We start from the raw sequence: 16,843 nt of genomic DNA, 5'->3' as shown, positions 1-16,843 counted from the left end.
GTGCTAACATTTGCCGACACAAGCCTTCCTTCCCCTGATGGAAACCAGCCAATGACCGAGATACTGTTTCGTAAAGCACAGCTTGCCGATGTTCCCGCCATTATCACGCTGTTAGCCGACGACATTCTGGGCCGCCTGAGAGAAGATCCCAGCCTCCCCTTAGATCAGCGCTACATTGAGGCTTTTCATGCCATCAACGCCGACCCGAATCAGCTACTTGCCGTAGCCGTATCAGGACAGGAGGTCATCGGGACATTACAACTGACCTTTATTCAGGGCTTAGCGCGGAAAGGCGCGTGGCGCGGCCAGATTGAAGCGGTTCGCATTGCGCGTTCGCAGAGAGGTACGGGATTTGGCAAACAGATGGTGGATTGGGCCGTCCAGCAGTGCAAAGAAAGAGGCTGTCACCTCGTGCAGCTCACTACGGACAAAACACGGACGGATGCGCACCGCTTTTATGACAACCTTGGTTTTGAGGCCAGCCATCTTGGCTACAAGCTAACGCTGCAATAATTTTTCTCGGCAAAAGCGCGACAGGGACGTTTGCGCAACAAAATGCTGACAGCCGTAGCAATTGCCCCCCATTTCTTTTTATAATACGCCGCACTTTAATCAAAAAAAGAGTGCGACCATGATTGATACCACCCTGCCGTTAACCGATTTGCACCGCCACCTTGATGGCAATATTCGTGCACAAACCATTCTCGATCTCGGCCGCCAGTTTAATTTATCTTTGCCTGCCAACACCCTCGAAACCCTCCGTCCTCACGTTCAGGTCGTTGAAACTGCACCGGACCTGGTCAGCTTCCTGCAAAAACTGGACTGGGGCGTGAAAGTGCTGGGCGATCTCGAGGCCTGTCGCCGCGTCGCCTGGGAAAACATTGAAGACGCCGCTCGCAACGGCCTGCACTATGTGGAGCTGCGCTTCTCTCCTGGCTACATGGCAATGAGCCACAACCTGCCGGTCGCTGGCGTGGTTGAAGCCGTAATTGAAGGTGTACGCCAGGGCTGCCGCGACTTTGGCGTCGAAGCCCGCCTGATCGGCATTATGAGCCGTACCTTTGGTGAAGCCGCCTGTGAAGCGGAGCTGAACGCCCTGCTCGCCCACCGCGACAGCATTACCGCGCTGGACTTAGCCGGAGACGAGCTCGGCTTCCCGGGCAGCCTGTTCCTGAATCACTTTAATCGTGCGCGGGACGCTGGCTGGCGGATCACCGTGCATGCAGGCGAAGCTGCCGGGCCGGAGAGCATCTGGCAGGCTATCCGCGAGCTGGGCGCGGAGCGTATCGGCCACGGCGTAAAAGCAGTTGAAGATCCGGCGCTGATGGATTTCCTGGCCGAGCATAAAATCGGGATTGAGTCCTGCCTGACCTCAAATATTCAGACCAGCACCGTTGCGGCGCTGGACAAACACCCGCTGATTGCTTTCCTCGATCACGGCGTGCTGGCGACGATCAATACCGATGACCCGGCGGTTCAGGGCATCGATATTATTCATGAGTATAAGGTCGCGGCACCTCAGGCCGGCCTCAGCGCGGCGCACATTCGCACCGCGCAGGAGAATGGCCTGAAGATTGCGTTCCTGAGCGAAGCTGAAAAACAGGCGCTTATCGCTAAGGTTAAGGCGGCGTAAAAGTACCGGTAGCTGGCGTCAGGACGCGGATTCCAGCTGCCGTTTTTGTTCGGCCGTTTTGCGGGCATAGCGCTGAGCCAGCACGGCGCAAACCATCAGCTGGATTTGGTGGAAAATCATCAGCGGCAGCACCATCATCCCCACGGCACTCGCCGGGAACAGCACGTTTGCCATCGGCACGCCGTTAGCCAGGCTTTTCTTCGACCCGCAGAATACGATTGTTATCTCATCAGCCGTATTAAAGCCCAACAGACGCGCCGCCAGCGTATTCACCACCAGCACAATAGTCAGCAGCACCAGCGAGCAAACCAGCACCATCAGCAGCGAGAAACCGTTGACCTGATGCCAAATCCCTTCGACTACCGCCTCGCTAAACGCCACATAGACGACAAGTAAAATGGACGACCGGTCGGTCAGGCCAATCAGCTTTTTATGACGATCGACCCATTTGCCAATCAGCGGCCGGGAAAGGTGCCCGATAACAAACGGCACCATCAGCTGCATAATGATTTTGCCAATGGCATGCAGCGTGTCGGTTGTCCCTTCCTGAGTCTGCATCAGCGCCCCGACCAGAACTGGCGAAAGGAAGATCCCCAGGATGCTGGATGCTGAAGCGCTACACACCGCCGCCGCCACGTTCCCCCCGGCAACAGAAGTAAAGGCGATGGCCGACTGCACCGTTGCGGGCAGCGCACAAAGATAGAGGAAGCCCATATACAGCGGCTGACTAAGAATAGCCGGAGAGAGAAAGCCCATCGCCAGTCCCAGCAGCGGGAACAGCGCAAAGGTACTGAGAAACACCACTAAATGAAGCTTCCAGTGCCCCATGCCCGCCACAATGGCATCGCGGGACAGTTTTGCGCCATGCATAAAGAAGAGCAGCGCGATGGCAAACGTCGTCAGGTATTCAAACCCGGTTTTCACAATCCCCTCGCACGGGAACAGCGACGCAACGATCACCACGCCAATCATGATCAGTAAAAAATTATCAATTTTTAGTTTTTGTAGCCAACCCATCCTGTTCCTCTACCTGCCAGAGATCATTTTGGCTGTTACTTTGCAACAAATCGGTCGCGCTGGCGAGTTAACAATTCTGCAAACTTCCAAAAAATGCACAGTGTGTTCATGTCGTTTTATCTTAAAGCGAAACGTCATCAATTAAGCGTAACTAAAACTAAAATATGAATACAGCACAGCTTAATTTTATAGCAATTTAAAGAAGACATTTCAGGGTAAATCAAGTTAATTGCCATAAAAATATTTTTACCCCTTGGTAAAAATATAACTTAATGATAACTATGATATTAATATCAAAAACATTCAATCCACAAATGCGGAAATACGACAAAAATCCCATTTAGAAATTTAAATTCATATTATATGAGTCGTGATGTGGCAGTGATTAAAATACGCCATACACTTATTAATACGCCGTCCGGCGTGCTAATAGTGGAGTATTGCTATGCGCTCAAATAACTTTGGCCGCCTCAGCGCTATTGCGATGGCGGTACTTCTTGCCTTCTCCCTGTCGGCCTGTAGCGGCGGCGGCGGGAGTTCGCACAATACGGCGAAAACAGCCGGGTCTGCCGGCACCACGGGCACAGACACCGCAAGCAACGGCGGTAGCGGCTCGGGGAGTGGCGGAACCGGCTCAGGTGGCGGTACTGGAACAGGTACTGGTACTGGAACAGGCACTGGAACAGGTGGCGGTTCGGGCGGAGGTGGAACCGGTGGCGGTACTGGCGGAGGTGGAGGTACTGGTGGAGGCACAGGTGGCGGAACAACCGTCGCTAATAGTGCAGGTAATAATATTATCGGCGATGCCGGCGGCGTCGTAAGCGGCGTTGGCAGTACCGTCAGCGGAGTAGCTTCTCAGTTACCGGTAAATAATCCAGTGACCTCCACTGTTGCCGTGGCTGTGGATGGCACCGGCAGCGCAATTTCAACCGTCGGCAACGGCGTAGTAAACGGCCTTGGCAATGCCAATAACCCGAATGGCGTGGGGACCACCGTGACTGGCGCCACTAATGCCGTATCCGGCCTGGGCACAACGGTCTCAGCGGTCGGGACTACTCTGGCAAGCTCAACGGCCAATACGCCAGTCGGCGGGGTAACCGGCGCTGCAGGCGGACTGGTCAATACTGCGGGCCAGGTTGTGACCGGTACAGGGAATGCTCTCACCCAAACGGTGCAAAGCCCTGGGGTGTCCAACCTGACAACTGGCGCTACGGGGCTGGTTAACACTACCCTTTCAGATACGCAGAAAGCAACACAGGCCGTGGGCGGGGCTACCGGGCTGGGTACGCCGGTCAGTAACCTGCTGACCACCACAGGGGGAGCCGTCAGTGGTCTGGGGACCAATATTAGCGGCAGCAATCCATCCCTGGGCGGCGTGGGACAGGTCGTCCAGAATACCGGACAAGTGGTGACTGACAGCGGTGCGCTGGTGAAACCAGTCCAGACCAGCGGCAGCTCAGGCACCGTTTCAGCGGGGGCTTCTGGCTCGCTGGGCGTTGGGGGTAATGGTGTAGTTTCCAACCTTGGCACCACCGTTAACGGCCTGACGTCTTCGTTAACCACCAACGTTAGCGCCAGTGCAACGGGTAGCAACACAAGTTCAGGCCAGCAAGTCGGTCTTACCGGCGCGGTCAGCGGTCTTTTGAAAACCAAATAGTGCTCGCTATGGCACATGTGCTCCCGTGGTAACGGCGGGAGCACTTTTTTCACAGCATCTTCTTCGCTGCGCAGTTAAGGGAGATCATCATGGACACTCGTCTGGGTATCGTGTTGCTTTATGGCGCTACGCTGAGTATCAGCTATGCCGATATGTCCCCCACGCTTATCGACCCCAATAACCCCGCAAAAGCCGCTCGTTCTCTTGCTATACCAGCTGTTCCGCAAAAGCAGCCGGAGGTAAAAACGCCGCTGCCGATGCCGCAGCTCACCCCGCAGACGCCGATTACGGTGAAGCATCTGCAGTTTATTGGCGGCACGCGCTATAAACTCGACTCGCTGGCCCAGCCGTTTATGCCGCTGGTCGGCAAAACAGTCCCGCTGGCCCAGTTGATAACGTTAACCAACGGTATTACCCAACGCTATCAGCAGGATGGCCTGCCGCTGTCCTACGCTTACCTGCCGAGCGACAATTTCCACGACGGCACGGTGCGCATTGTGCTGGTTGAAGGCTATATCGCCCACAGCAACATCAAAAGCGATAACGCTAATACGGGCGAACGGTTAAGTCGTTTGTCGGCGCTAATGATGAATGAAAAGCCGCTCAGTCAGGCGACGTTTGACCGCTACAGCCTGCTGATGCAGCGCACGCCGGCGACAAAAGTGGAAGCCAATGCCGCGCTTCCCAACAACATTTACGGCGCGGCGGATATGAAAGTCGAAGCCACACAGCCGCATATCTGGGATATTTCCTCCACGATAGACACGCGCAAAGGCTCAAACCTGGCGCTGATTAATGGCACGCTCAGCAACCTCACCAGCCACGGGGATCAGCTGGGGCTTGCGACGCTGGTGCCGCTGGATAGCAGCACGAAAAAGACCTACTTTGGGGCCAACTATCAGCAATACCTCACCGATAACGGCCTGTTGATGCAGCTGAAAGGCAGCTTCTATCGTGAAAATCCCAGCGACTACACGCCGCTGCTTTATTTGCCGCAGAACATCTCTATCGATGCAAAGGAAAAAACCACCCAGTACACCGGGGGGATAGCCTTTAGCTATCCGCTGCTGCTTGAGCGCAAGAAGCAGTTTTCGGTCAGCGGCGGGCTGGATTATGTCGATAAGCGCGACGATTATGCGCTGCGCGCCAGCGGCTTCGGCAATACCATTGATTTGCCCGGCGTCAGCCAGCGCGCTCGCTACCCGGCGGCCGAGTTCTCGGCCTGGGGCTACCGCGAGTACGAAAAAGCCAACTGGAGCGCGCGCCTGACTCTGCGCCAGGGTATTGATGCCTTTGGGGCCAGCGTCACGCCGGGCTCAAACACTAATCTCAACTTCACGCGCTGGAAGGGCAACGTCGATGCCGCCTGGCTGGTTGCGCCTAAATGGCGATTGAGTACGTCGCTGGAGGGGGACTGGTCGAACAATAATCTGCCTGAAGCCGAACGCGTTAGCTTTGGGGCACAACGTTATGGCCGGGGATATCCCGACGGCGAGGCCAGCGGGGATTACGGCTATGGTGGGCAGGTTGAAATGCGCTATATCCATAGTCTCGATCAAGGCGTGTGGATTAACACGGTGCAGCCCTACGTCGTGGCCGACACTGCCCAGACCTGGTTCAATCAGCCGGGCTTCCGTCACCAGCGCCTGGCCTCTATCGCAACCGGGGTCACGGTGGGCGACAGCCGCCACTACTCTCTGTCAGTCGAAGCGGCCAGACCTCTGGCGGATTTACCCAGCGACAGCAGTCGCCGGGACGTCCGCTTCAGCCTGACCTTTACCTACAACTTCAACAATCTGCATTAACGGTAAGCCCTCACCGTACGCGGTGAGGGCTATGCTCAGGCAAGGTTCAGCGTCGCGCGCTTTTTAGCGGACTCAATGCCCAGCTCAATCAGTTCCATGACCTGAATCGCCTGGGCTGCCGGGACAGGGTTCTCACCTTTACCGGCCAGAGCATCACGCACTCCCGCATAATAAGCCGGATAGTTACCCGGCACGGTCAGCAGCGTCTGCTCGTCCATTAACTCGCCTTGAGCCAGGGTCAGCACGCCGTCGCGCATGTCGTAACCCCAGTCTTCCTGCGGCAGCCGTTCGCCCGCTTTGAGGCGATCTTCCTGCGGATCAAGACCGTATTTAATGTAGCTCCCACGCGTGCCGTGCACGATGTAACGCGCCGTTTCCGCCGCCGCCAGCAGCGTGCCGTGCAGCACGACACGACGCTGTGGGTAAGCCAGCACAGCATGGAAGTAATCGGTCGCCTGCGCCCCGGAGCGAAGCTGCGCGAGGTCCACGGTCAGGCTGACTGGTAGCCCAAACAGAGTGATGGCCTGATCAAGCAGATGCGGCCCAAGATCGTACCAAATACCGCTGCCGACGCCCGCCTGTTCACGCCAGCGGTTACGTACCTGCGGGCGGTAGCGGTCAAAATGAGACTCAAAATATGCCACTTCGCCTAGCGTCCCTTCCGCCAGCAAATTTTTCACCGTCAGGAAATCGCTATCCCAACGGCGGTTGTGGAACACGGAGAGCAGCAGGCCGAGCTTTTTAGCCAGCGCATCCAGCTCCCGCGCCTGAGATAGCGTGACGGTAAAAGGCTTATCAACGACAACGTGTTTCCCGGCTTCAAGCGCCGCTTTGGCCAGCGGGAAGTGGGTATCATTCGGGGTAGGAATAACAATCAGATCGATGGCGGGATCTTTAAACAAGTGCTGAGGATCGGACACAACCGTCATCCCCGGCCAGTCAGCGTGTACTTTTTCAGCATCGCTACTGGACACTGCGGCGAGGATCATTCCTGGCGTACCGGAAATCAGCGGCGCATGAAAAGTCTTGCTGGCATACCCGTAACCGATAAGCCCGACGCGGATGGTATCACTCATGTGTTTTCCTCTCTTTAATGAACTCCGGCATTTCACCTTATCCCCCGGCGGGCGACAACCGCAAGTTTCTGGATTGCGCATAGCCCAGGCATAATACCGCCATTATTGCTAATCATCCTGACAGTTATTATGGCTTTAAATAACCGTCATCATTGAGCCAGAACGGCCAGGGTAAATTAAAATTAAGGAGATTTTATGTATTCCAGAGCGTGATATTCCTGGCCATTGCAAAGAAAACTCCTAATTGTTCCGTCGAGTAATAATAGCGCTAAGCCGCGACCGCGTTTGCGATTATCATCGCCTCTCATTCCGCCGACCGTGATTAATTGATACCCGCCATGGAAAATGCAACAACTCTGAGTGCCCTGGACTACCTGATGAAATTCCGCAAAATAAGCTCGCAGGAAAATCTGGAAAAGCTCTTTGATCACCTGAATTACACCCTGACCGACAGTCAGGAAATCATGAATATGTACCGTGCGGCCGATCACCGCAGGGCCGAACTGGCCTCCGGCGGGCGCCTTTTTGACCTCGGATGCGTGCCGAAAACGGTCTGGCGTTACGTTGTATAGCCGCTGCCGGTAGCATTAGCGGCAAAATCCCTTATAATCCCCCGCTTTATTCACCTTATTTAAAATCGGGAGGACACATGACGACGCCCCAACCCCCGCGCATTGCTGGCTGGCTTCTTGCCCCTTTGGCCTGGCTACTGATGTCGCTGCTCAGCAGCTCGGTGGCGCTGTTAAGTTTCCTGATGATGATTTTGTCCCCGGCAGCCCGCGAGGCGCTGGGCAGTGCAGACGCTAAAACGACGCTGCTGTTTAGCCTGTCCGTGGGCTGCGCGATGGCGATGTGGGCTTATACCCTCTGGCTGACTATCGCGTTCTTTAAGCGCCGCCAGAATGTGGTTCGCCATTATATTTTGTGGTTGCTGCTCACCGTGCTGCTGGCGATTAAATCCTTCGCATTTTCGCCGGTCAGCGACAAGGTCGCGGTTCAGCTGCTGCTGCCTTCTCTGCTTGCGGCCGCGTTACTGGTGCCTTATTTGAAGCGTTCGAAGCGAGTGAAGCAGACCTTCATTAACCCGTAATAACCCTATAGATAGCCCGTTGTCGCCGCCCGCCGATTCGTCGATAATAGGCGGCTTTTTTTGTTTCAGGTCGAATCATGTCAGATTATTTGCTGCTCTTTGTGGGTACCGTACTGGTCAATAACTTCGTGTTGGTGAAGTTCCTTGGTCTGTGTCCGTTTATGGGGGTTTCCAAAAAACTGGAAAGCGCCATCGGCATGGGGCTGGCGACCACCTTCGTGATGACGCTCGCCTCTATTTTTGCGTGGATCATTGACGAACTTATCCTGGTGCCGCTGGACCTGATTTATCTTCGCACCCTGGCGTTCATCCTGGTTATCGCGGTTGTCGTGCAGTTCACCGAAATGGTAGTGCGTAAAACCAGCCCCGCGCTTTATCGCCTGCTGGGGATCTTCCTGCCGCTAATCACCACCAACTGCGCCGTACTCGGCGTGGCATTGCTCAACATCAACCTGGGCCATAACTTCCTGCAGTCTGCGGTGTATGGTTTTTCCGCCGCGCTGGGTTTCTCGCTGGTGATGGTGCTGTTCGCGGCCATTCGCGAGCGCATGGTGGTAGCCGACATTCCTGCTCCGTTTCGCGGCAACGCTATCGCGCTGGTGACCGCAGGCCTGATGGCCCTTGCCTTTATGGGCTTTAGCGGGCTGGTGAAGTTCTGATGACAACGTTGTGGATGGCCATTATTTCGGTCACGCTGATGGGGCTGCTGTTTGGCCTGATCCTTGGGTACGCCTCTCGCCGCTTTGAAGTAGAAGAAGACCCGATTGTTGACCGCATTGACGAACTGCTGCCCCAGAGCCAGTGCGGCCAGTGCGGTTACCCAGGCTGCCGCCCTTATGCAGAGGCCGTTGGCAACCAGGGCGCAAAAATCAATCTTTGTGCGCCGGGCGGCGAAGCCGTAATGCTTAAAATTGCCAGCGCCCTGAACGTAGAACCCCAGCCGATTGACGGCGACGCCACCGCCGCAGAGCCGGTGCGCATGCTCGCCGTGATTGACGAAGCAAACTGCATCGGCTGCACAAAATGCATTCAGGCCTGCCCCGTTGACGCGATTGTAGGCGCAACCCGCGCCATGCATACCGTGATCAGCGACCAGTGCACAGGCTGTAACCTTTGCGTCGACCCTTGCCCTACCCGCTGCATCGACCTGATCCCCGTCAGCCCGACGACCGAAAGCTGGAAATGGGATTTGCAGACCATCCCGGTGCGTATGATCCCGGCGGATAACCATGCTTAATATCTTCAATCGCTTTAAAAAAGACAGAATTTGGGACTTTGACGGCGGCATTCATCCGCCAGAGATGAAAACCCAGTCTAACGGCACACCGCTGCGCCAGGTTCCTCTGCCCTCCCAGCTCGTGATTCCGCTGAAGCAGCACATCGGCGCGGAAGGCGAACTGTGCGTCAAACCCGGTGATTATGTCCTGCGTGGCCAGCCGCTGACCCGTGGGCGCGGCCGTATGCTGCCGGTACATGCTCCAACCTCCGGCACCATTAAAGCTATTGAGCCACACTCAACAGCGCACCCTTCTGCCCTCGCCGAACTTAGCGTCATTCTTGATGCCGACGGTGAAGACCGCTGGATTGAACGAGACGGCTGGAGCGACTACCGCTGCCAGAGCCGTGAAGCCCTAATTGAACGCATTCACCAGTTCGGCGTGGCCGGGCTGGGCGGCGCGGGGTTCCCGACCGGCAGCAAACTGCAGGGCGGCGGTGATAAAATTGACACGCTGATCGTGAACGCCGCCGAATGCGAGCCCTACATTACCGCCGACGATCGCCTGATGCAGGATTGCGCCGCGCAAATAATAGAAGGCGTGCGCATTCTGGCCCATATTCTGAAGCCACAGCGCATTCTTATTGGCATTGAGGACAACAAGCCGCAGGCTATTTCGATGATGCGGGCGGTGCTGGCCAATAGCCACGATATGCAGCTGCGGGTCATCCCGACGAAATACCCGTCCGGCGGCGCCAAGCAGCTGACGCAGATTTTAACCGGCAAGCAGGTGCCCCACGGGGGCCGTTCGTCCGACATTGGCATTCTGATGCAGAACGTCGGCACCGCGTATGCCATTAAACGTGCGGTCATCGACGGCGAACCACTCACCGAGCGCGTCGTCACTTTAACCGGTGAATCAGTCACTCAGCCAGGTAACGTCTGGGCGCGCCTGGGCACGCCGGTCAGCCACCTGCTCAGCTTCGCGGGTTTCCGCCCAGGGCAGGATCAGAAAGTGATCATGGGCGGGCCGCTGATGGGCTTCACCCTGCCGTGGCTGGATGTGCCAGTAGTAAAAATTACCAACTGCCTGTTGGCCCCGTCTCCGGCTGAAATGGGCGAACAGGAAGAAGAACAAGGCTGTATTCGCTGCAGCGCCTGCGCGGACTCCTGCCCGGCCGATCTGCTGCCGCAGCAGCTGTACTGGTTCAGCAAAGGCCAGCAGCACGACAAAGCCAGCGCCTACAACCTGTCGGACTGTATCGAGTGCGGGGCCTGTGCCTACGTTTGCCCGAGCAATATTCCGCTGGTGCAGTACTTCCGGCAGGAAAAGGCTGAAATCCGTGAAATTGAGCTGGAAGCCAAACGTACCGTTGAGGCTAAGGCTCGCTTTGAGGCACGTCAGGAAAGGCTGGAGCGTGAGAAAGCCGCTCGCCTGGAACGCCATAAAAACGCGGCGGTTCAGCCAACGGCCAAAGATAACGATGCCATTCAGGCCGCACTTGCCCGTGTAAAAAGCAAAAAAGCGCAGGCCAGCGATGAGCCTATCGTGGTGAAAGCAGGCAGTAAGCCGGACAATAGCGAAATGATTGCCGCCCGCGAAGCCCGTAAAGCTGAAGCGCGCGCACGCCAGGCAGAGAAAGCGCTACAGGCGGAATCGGCGACCAGCATCGAAACCGATCCGCGTAAGGCTGCCGTTGAAGCCGCGATTGCCCGTGCTAAGGCTCGCAAAGCGGCGTCAAATGCAGAAAGCACTGAGCCAGTAGCCGCTGAACAAGAAGCCGTTGACCCGCGCAAGGCCGCCGTTGAAGCCGCCATCGCCCGTGCTAAGGCCCGCAAAGCGGCGCAAAATGCAGAAAGCACTGAGCCAGCAGCCGTTGAGCAAGAAGCCGTTGACCCGCGCAAGGCCGCCGTTGAAGCCGCCATTGCCCGCGCTAAGGCTCGCAAAGCTGCGCAAAACGCAGAAAGCGCTGAGCCAGCTGCCGTTGAGCAAGAAGCCGTTGACCCGCGCAAGGCCGCCGTTGAAGCCGCCATTGCCCGCGCTAAAGCTCGCAAAGCGGCGCAGAGAGCGGAAAGCGAACAATCAGCCCCGCAAGAAGAACAAGATCCACGCAAAGCTGCAGTGGCTGCGGCAATTGCCCGCGTTCAGGCGCGTAAAGCCGCTCAGATGTCTCCAGAGGAATAAATGGTTTTTAAAATCGCAAGCTCCCCGTTTACCCATAATCAGCGCAGCACCGCGCGGATAATGATGCTGGTTTGTCTCGCAGCCCTGCCCGGCATCGCGATGCAGTGGTACTGGTTTGGCTGGGGAACGCTGATTCAGGTTGTGCTGGGGATCGTCAGCGCTATGGTCGCCGAAGCGCTGGTGCTGCGTCTTCGCAAAAAATCCGTACAAAACCACCTTGCCGATAACTCGGCGCTGCTGACCGGCCTGCTGCTGGGGATCAGTATTCCGCCTCTCGCGCCGTGGTGGATGGTAGTTGTCGGGATGGTGTTTGCGATCATCATTGCCAAACAGCTTTATGGCGGCCTCGGCAATAACCCGTTTAATCCGGCGATGATTGGCTACGTTGTGCTGCTGATTGCTTTCCCGGTGCAGATGACCTCCTGGCTGCCGCCGCAGTCCATCGCCGCCAACGTACCGGGTTTTGTTGACAGCCTGCAGGTGATTTTCCACGGCGCAACCGCTACGGGCGGCACCATGGATACGCTGCGCATGGGCGTGGACGGCATCAGCCAGGCCACGCCGCTGGACACCTTCAAAACCGGCCTGCACGCGGGCCATTCCGCAGAGCAACTTCTGAGTGCGCCAATCTATGGCGGCGCGCTGGCGGGCCTCGGCTGGCAGTGGGTTAACCTGGCGTATCTGGCGGGTGGTCTGTTCCTGCTGTGGCGCGGCACCATTCGCTGGCATATCCCGGCGGGCTTCCTGGTGACTTTGGTCGTCTGCTCCACGCTCGGCTGGGTTATTTCCCCGGAAAAATGCCTGTCGCCGATGGTGCATCTGTTCTCAGGTGCAACCATGCTCGGCGCGTTCTTTATCCTGACGGATCCGGTCACCGCCTCGACGACCAACCGTGGCCGACTGATTTTCGGGGCGCTGGTTGGCCTGCTGGTCTGGCTGATTCGCACTTACGGCGGCTACCCGGACGGCGTAGCATTCGCCGTGCTGCTGGGTAACATTACCGTGCCGCTGATCGACTACTACACCCGCCCTCGCGCGTACGGCCACCGTTAAGGAGACGCTATGTTTAAAACAATGCAAAAGCATGGCGTAGCCCTGGCGCTGTTTGCCGCCCTGTTTACCGGACTGACGGCGCTGGTCAACGAACTCACCAAACCAACAATTGCCCAGCAATCGGCGCTGCAGCAAAAAATGTTGTTTGATCAGGTGATTGCCGATGACGTCTACGATAACCCTATTCAGGACAGTTGCCTGGTGGTGAAGGACTCCCCGCTCGGCAAAGGCGCCCGCCATATTTATGTCGCGCGTAAAGGCGATAAGCCCGTTGCCGTTGTTATGGAAGCTACCGCGCCGGACGGCTATTCTGGTGCTATACAGATTCTGGTTGCCGCCGATTTTAACGGCACCATCCTCGGCACCCGCGTGACCGAACACCACGAAACGCCGGGGCTTGGGGATAAAATAGAACTGCGTCTCAGCGACTGGATCACCCACTTTGCTAATAAACGCATTCAGGGCAGCAATGACCCGAGCTGGGCGGTCCAAAAAGACGGCGGGCAGTTCACGCAATTTACCGGGGCAACCATTACCCCGCGCGCGGTTGTCAATGCCGTTAAGCGCGCTGGCCTGTTTGCAGAAACCCTGCCTGCTCAGCTCAACGAATTGCCGGCCTGTGGAGAACAACAATGAGCGAAACAAAACGCGTCCTGGTAAACGGGCTGTGGAAAAATAACTCGGCGCTGGTTCAGCTGCTGGGCCTTTGCCCGCTTCTGGCCGTCACCTCCACCGCCACCAACGCCCTTGGGCTTGGGCTGGCGACCACGCTGGTACTGACGCTGACCAACGGGACAATTTCCGCCCTGCGCCGCTGGGTGCCCGCTGAGATTCGTATTCCGGTGTACGTGCTGATCATCGCCTCAGTGGTCAGCATCGTGCAGATGCTGATCAACGCTTATGCATTTGGGCTCTACCAGTCGCTGGGGATCTTTATCCCGCTTATCGTTACCAACTGTATCGTCGTCGGGCGGGCCGAAGCCTACGCTGCAAAAGCCAGCGTGCCCTATGCCGCGCTGGATGGCTTTGCCACCGGGCTGGGCGCGACCAGCGCGATGTTTGTTTTAGGCTCCATTCGCGAGATTATTGGTAACGGCACCCTGTTTGACGGCGCGGACGGCCTGCTTGGTAACTGGGCGAAAGTGCTGCGCATTGAAGTTTTCCATACCGACACGCCTTTCCTGCTTGCCATGCTGCCGCCGGGCGCCTTTATTGGCCTGGGTATGCTGTTAGCGATAAAATACCTCATTGATGAAAAAATGAAGGCTCGTCGCGCCCGCGAAAGCGCCGCCGCCGTAGCAGGCAATGCAGAGAAGGCTTAATGAATAACAGCAAGCGCGTTGAGATCCTCACCCGCCTGAGAGACAACAATCCTCACCCTACAACCGAACTCAATTTCAGCAGCCCTTTTGAGCTGCTGATTGCGGTTCTGCTTTCCGCTCAGGCCACCGACGTCAGCGTCAACAAGGCGACGGCAAAGCTTTACCCTGTTGCCAATACCCCTGCGACGATGCTGGCGCTTGGCGTAGACGGCGTAAAGGAGTACATCAAAACCATCGGCCTGTTTAACAGCAAAGCGGAGAATGTGATCAAAACCTGCCGCATGCTGCTTGACCTGCACGGCGGCGAAGTCCCTGAGGATCGGGCGGCGCTTGAAGCACTGCCGGGCGTAGGCCGTAAAACCGCTAACGTTGTGCTGAACACAGCCTTTGGCTGGCCGACGATTGCCGTAGATACGCACATCTTCCGGGTGTGTAACCGCACCCAGTTTGCTGCCGGGAAAAACGTCGAGCAGGTAGAGGAAAAACTGCTGAAGGTGGTTCCGGCAGAATTTAAGGTCGATTGCCATCACTGGTTGATCCTCCACGGCCGCTACACCTGCATCGCCCGCAAGCCGCGCTGTGGCTCATGCATTATCGAAGATCTCTGCGAATTTAAAGAGAAGGTCGACGCCTGATAGCCTCGCCCGGTCCTGCACCGGGCATCCTCTGCACTTCCCTGCCTATTAAACACCCGAGTTGCACACTTTTATCCCATGGATAACGCGGTACGATTTTATATTGTTCGTTGATTAATCGGCTAACCAGGTTAATCGTTTTTTTGCGATAAGAAATTTCTATAAATTTGTGATCTGCATCACTTTGATAACTTGAGGTTGCAAAATGGTAACGAAATCACCACTAACGCATTGCTATCGTTAGCAATAATGGATCTACGGCCATACAATAGGCCAGACATATTGAATATAGCGGTCATTAACACTGCATTTCAGCTTTAAAAGCAGAATATATAACTATAATGTTAAAAAATCGCTTTGAAAAAAGACAAAAAATCGTTAATAAATGAATTGGTAAAATTTAACGCTGAATAACAATTCACCTGATGGCGTATTATCTTGTCATGGATATATGTAACAGATCATTACAAACCCCTTGCCTGCAACCCCTGGATAGTGAACATTACCCCCCGTTTTTCCTTCCTAATAACAAGAAAAATGCTTACCCATGCGGTAAGGCATAAGCAAGCCCCTTAATTAAAGCGGGATGTAAAAAAAGAGGTATATGTGTCGACTGCAAACAAAGAACCAGCAGAAAGCGTTAGTCTAAACGCCTTTAAGCAACCTAAATCGTTCTACCTGATTTTCTCTATCGAACTCTGGGAGCGTTTCGGCTATTACGGCCTGCAAGGCATCATGGCCGTTTACCTGGTCAAAATGCTGGGCATGTCCGAAGCGGACTCCATCACGCTGTTCTCCTCCTTTAGCGCCCTTGTTTATGGCCTGGTCGCGATTGGCGGCTGGCTGGGCGATAAAGTCCTCGGCACCAAACGCGTTATCATGCTCGGTACCGTCGTACTGGCTATTGGTTACGCCCTTGTTGCCTATTCCGGCCACGACGTGAGCGTGGTGTATATCGGGATGGCGACCATCGCCGTAGGTAACGGCCTGTTCAAGGCTAACCCTTCCGCGCTGCTGTCAACCTGCTATGAGAAAGACGATCCGCGTCTGGACGGTGCATTCACCATGTACTACATGTCCATCAACATCGGTTCCTTCTTCTCTATGCTTGCTACCCCGTGGCTGGCTGCACAGTACGGCTGGAGCACCGCGTTCTCCCTGAGCTTCGTGGGCATGCTGATTACCCTGGTGAACTTCATCTTCTGTAAGAAGTGGGTGAAGAATTATGGCTCCAAACCTGACTTCGCACCGGTACATTTCGGCAAGCTGATGGCAACCATCGCAGGCGTTGTGGTGCTGATTGCCGTGGCAACCTGGCTGCTGCACAACCAGGGCATTGCTCGCGCCGTGCTGGGCGTTGTGGCCCTGGGTATCGTTATTATCTTCGCGAAAGAAGCTTTCGCGATGAAAGGCGCCGCTCGCCGCAAGATGATCGTGGCCTTCATTCTAATGGTTGAAGCTATCGTCTTCTTCGTGCTTTACAGCCAGATGCCAACCTCCCTGAACTTCTTCGCTATTCGTAACGTGGGCCACGAAATTCTGGGCATCACTTTCGAAGCCGAACAGTTCCAGGCGCTGAACCCATTCTGGATCATGATTGGTAGCCCGATTCTCGCCGCTATCTACAACAAAATGGGCGACCGCCTGCCGATGCCGCACAAGTTCGCTATCGGTATGGTGCTGTGCTCCTTCGCCTTCCTGGTTCTGCCGGTCGGCACGAAGTTCGCTAATGAAGCGGGTATCGTTTCCGTGAACTGGCTGATTCTGAGCTATGCGCTGCAGAGTATTGGGGAGCTGATGATCTCCGGCCTGGGCCTCGCAATGGTGGCACAGCTGGTACCACAGCGCCTGATGGGCTTCATCATGGGCAGCTGGTTCCTGACGACTGCGGGTGCCGCAATTATCGCCGGTAAAGTTGCAGGCCTGATGGCGGTGCCTGAAAACGTGACTGACCCACTGCAGTCTCTGGAAGTGTACGGTCGTGTCTTCATGCAGATCGGTATCGTCACCGGCGTGATTGCCGTGCTGATGCTGCTGACCGCGCCGAAGCTGAACCGCATGACGCTGAGCGAAGACAAAGCCGAAAAGGTTAACGAAACCGCTACCGCGTAATTTCTCCAGGAAAAATGATTATTTAGCCGCCGGCCTCACAGC

The 16,843-nt window shown here is 56.0% G+C and carries 16 protein-coding genes; 14 read left to right on the top strand and 2 right to left on the bottom strand.

Annotated features, from left to right (window positions below):
• The first annotated feature begins 51 nt into the window (after positions 1–51).
• Both LH86_RS14120 and add read left to right on the top strand, forming a co-directional pair.
• Complete coding sequence (locus LH86_RS14120) at positions 52–513, top strand: GNAT family N-acetyltransferase (RefSeq protein WP_039302456.1); 462 nt, start codon at positions 52–54, stop codon at positions 511–513.
• Positions 514–631: 118 nt separating this feature from the next.
• Entirely contained in the window at positions 632–1,633 is a 1,002-nt protein-coding gene (add, locus tag LH86_RS14115) for an adenosine deaminase (protein ID WP_039302453.1), read from the top strand.
• 18 nt (positions 1,634–1,651) lie between these two features.
• Here add and LH86_RS14110 read toward each other — a convergent pair whose 3' ends face one another.
• Positions 1,652–2,650, bottom strand: a complete 999-nt coding sequence (locus LH86_RS14110) for a bile acid:sodium symporter family protein (protein WP_039302450.1) — start codon at positions 2,648–2,650, stop codon at positions 1,652–1,654.
• A 445-nt stretch (positions 2,651–3,095) separates the two neighbouring features.
• Here LH86_RS14110 and LH86_RS14105 point away from each other — a divergent pair, with 445 nt between their 5' ends.
• On the top strand, positions 3,096–4,307 hold the full coding sequence (locus LH86_RS14105) for a collagen-like triple helix repeat-containing protein (RefSeq protein ID WP_039302447.1): 1,212 nt from the start codon (positions 3,096–3,098) through the stop codon (positions 4,305–4,307).
• A gap of 89 nt (positions 4,308–4,396) precedes the next feature.
• On the top strand, positions 4,397–6,112 hold the full coding sequence (locus LH86_RS14100) for a ShlB/FhaC/HecB family hemolysin secretion/activation protein (RefSeq protein ID WP_039302444.1): 1,716 nt from the start codon (positions 4,397–4,399) through the stop codon (positions 6,110–6,112).
• Positions 6,113–6,147: 35 nt separating this feature from the next.
• Here the strand turns inward: LH86_RS14100 and LH86_RS14095 are convergent, their stop codons facing one another.
• Entirely contained in the window at positions 6,148–7,188 is a 1,041-nt protein-coding gene (locus tag LH86_RS14095; protein WP_039302441.1) for an oxidoreductase, read from the bottom strand.
• Positions 7,189–7,544: 356 nt separating this feature from the next.
• On the opposite strand from LH86_RS14095, the gene ydgT reads away from it, so the two are divergent.
• The 10 genes from ydgT to dtpA all read left to right on the top strand — a co-directional run bounded on the left by ydgT (position 7,545) and on the right by dtpA (position 16,801).
• Positions 7,545–7,760, top strand: a complete 216-nt coding sequence (gene ydgT, locus LH86_RS14090) for a transcription modulator YdgT (protein ID WP_039306197.1) — start codon at positions 7,545–7,547, stop codon at positions 7,758–7,760.
• 77 nt (positions 7,761–7,837) lie between these two features.
• Entirely contained in the window at positions 7,838–8,278 is a 441-nt protein-coding gene (locus tag LH86_RS14085; protein WP_039302439.1) for a DUF2569 family protein, read from the top strand.
• 77 nt (positions 8,279–8,355) lie between these two features.
• Positions 8,356–8,937 carry an electron transport complex subunit RsxA gene (gene rsxA / locus LH86_RS14080; RefSeq protein WP_008456422.1) on the top strand — a complete coding sequence of 194 codons (582 nt, stop codon included), beginning with the start codon at positions 8,356–8,358 and terminating at the stop codon, positions 8,935–8,937.
• The gene (gene rsxB, locus LH86_RS14075) at positions 8,937–9,515 is read left to right on the top strand and encodes an electron transport complex subunit RsxB (protein WP_008456423.1); all 579 of its coding nucleotides are present in this window, start codon (positions 8,937–8,939) and stop codon (positions 9,513–9,515) included. Before rsxA ends, rsxB begins: the two co-directional genes overlap by 1 nt.
• Positions 9,508–11,679: an electron transport complex subunit RsxC gene (rsxC, locus tag LH86_RS14070; protein ID WP_039302435.1), complete on the top strand. Its 2,172-nt coding sequence runs from the start codon at positions 9,508–9,510 to the stop codon at positions 11,677–11,679. The genes rsxB and rsxC overlap by 8 nt, the downstream gene beginning before the upstream one ends.
• Positions 11,680–12,732: an electron transport complex subunit RsxD gene (rsxD, locus tag LH86_RS14065; RefSeq protein WP_039302432.1), complete on the top strand. Its 1,053-nt coding sequence runs from the start codon at positions 11,680–11,682 to the stop codon at positions 12,730–12,732.
• Between the two features lie 9 nt (positions 12,733–12,741).
• Positions 12,742–13,368 carry an electron transport complex subunit RsxG gene (gene rsxG / locus LH86_RS14060; protein WP_039302429.1) on the top strand — a complete coding sequence of 209 codons (627 nt, stop codon included), beginning with the start codon at positions 12,742–12,744 and terminating at the stop codon, positions 13,366–13,368.
• Complete coding sequence (locus LH86_RS14055; RefSeq protein ID WP_008456427.1) at positions 13,365–14,054, top strand: electron transport complex subunit E; 690 nt, start codon at positions 13,365–13,367, stop codon at positions 14,052–14,054. Before rsxG ends, LH86_RS14055 begins: the two co-directional genes overlap by 4 nt.
• A complete protein-coding gene (gene nth, locus LH86_RS14050; RefSeq protein ID WP_008456428.1) occupies positions 14,054–14,689 on the top strand; it encodes an endonuclease III in 636 nt (211 codons plus the stop codon). Before LH86_RS14055 ends, nth begins: the two co-directional genes overlap by 1 nt.
• 606 nt (positions 14,690–15,295) lie before the next feature.
• Positions 15,296–16,801 (top strand): dipeptide/tripeptide permease DtpA, encoded by a 1,506-nt coding sequence (dtpA, locus tag LH86_RS14045; RefSeq protein WP_039302426.1) that lies wholly within the window; start codon positions 15,296–15,298, stop codon positions 16,799–16,801.
• The last annotated feature ends 42 nt before the right edge of the window (positions 16,802–16,843 follow it).

The sequence above is a fragment of the Cedecea neteri genome (genome assembly GCF_000758325.1).
GTDB classification, from domain to species: Bacteria; Pseudomonadota; Gammaproteobacteria; order Enterobacterales; family Enterobacteriaceae; genus Cedecea; species Cedecea neteri_B.
This window is presented reverse-complemented; position numbering and strand designations above follow the sequence as displayed.

What these genes read in the sequence shown, in the direction of transcription:
- LH86_RS14120 (WP_039302456.1), top strand. Translation starts at nt 52, where the DNA reads ATGACCGAGATACTGTTTCGTAAAGCACAGCTTGCCGATGTTCCCGCC.
- add (WP_039302453.1), top strand. Translation starts at nt 632, where the DNA reads ATGATTGATACCACCCTGCCGTTAACCGATTTGCACCGCCACCTTGAT.
- LH86_RS14110 (WP_039302450.1), bottom strand. Translation starts at nt 2,650, where the DNA reads ATGGGTTGGCTACAAAAACTAAAAATTGATAATTTTTTACTGATCATG.
- LH86_RS14105 (WP_039302447.1), top strand. Translation starts at nt 3,096, where the DNA reads ATGCGCTCAAATAACTTTGGCCGCCTCAGCGCTATTGCGATGGCGGTA.
- LH86_RS14100 (WP_039302444.1), top strand. Translation starts at nt 4,397, where the DNA reads ATGGACACTCGTCTGGGTATCGTGTTGCTTTATGGCGCTACGCTGAGT.
- LH86_RS14095 (WP_039302441.1), bottom strand. Translation starts at nt 7,188, where the DNA reads ATGAGTGATACCATCCGCGTCGGGCTTATCGGTTACGGGTATGCCAGC.
- LH86_RS14085 (WP_039302439.1), top strand. Translation starts at nt 7,838, where the DNA reads ATGACGACGCCCCAACCCCCGCGCATTGCTGGCTGGCTTCTTGCCCCT.
- rsxA (WP_008456422.1), top strand. Translation starts at nt 8,356, where the DNA reads ATGTCAGATTATTTGCTGCTCTTTGTGGGTACCGTACTGGTCAATAAC.
- rsxB (WP_008456423.1), top strand. Translation starts at nt 8,937, where the DNA reads ATGACAACGTTGTGGATGGCCATTATTTCGGTCACGCTGATGGGGCTG.
- rsxC (WP_039302435.1), top strand. Translation starts at nt 9,508, where the DNA reads ATGCTTAATATCTTCAATCGCTTTAAAAAAGACAGAATTTGGGACTTT.
- rsxD (WP_039302432.1), top strand. Translation starts at nt 11,680, where the DNA reads ATGGTTTTTAAAATCGCAAGCTCCCCGTTTACCCATAATCAGCGCAGC.
- rsxG (WP_039302429.1), top strand. Translation starts at nt 12,742, where the DNA reads ATGTTTAAAACAATGCAAAAGCATGGCGTAGCCCTGGCGCTGTTTGCC.
- LH86_RS14055 (WP_008456427.1), top strand. Translation starts at nt 13,365, where the DNA reads ATGAGCGAAACAAAACGCGTCCTGGTAAACGGGCTGTGGAAAAATAAC.
- nth (WP_008456428.1), top strand. Translation starts at nt 14,054, where the DNA reads ATGAATAACAGCAAGCGCGTTGAGATCCTCACCCGCCTGAGAGACAAC.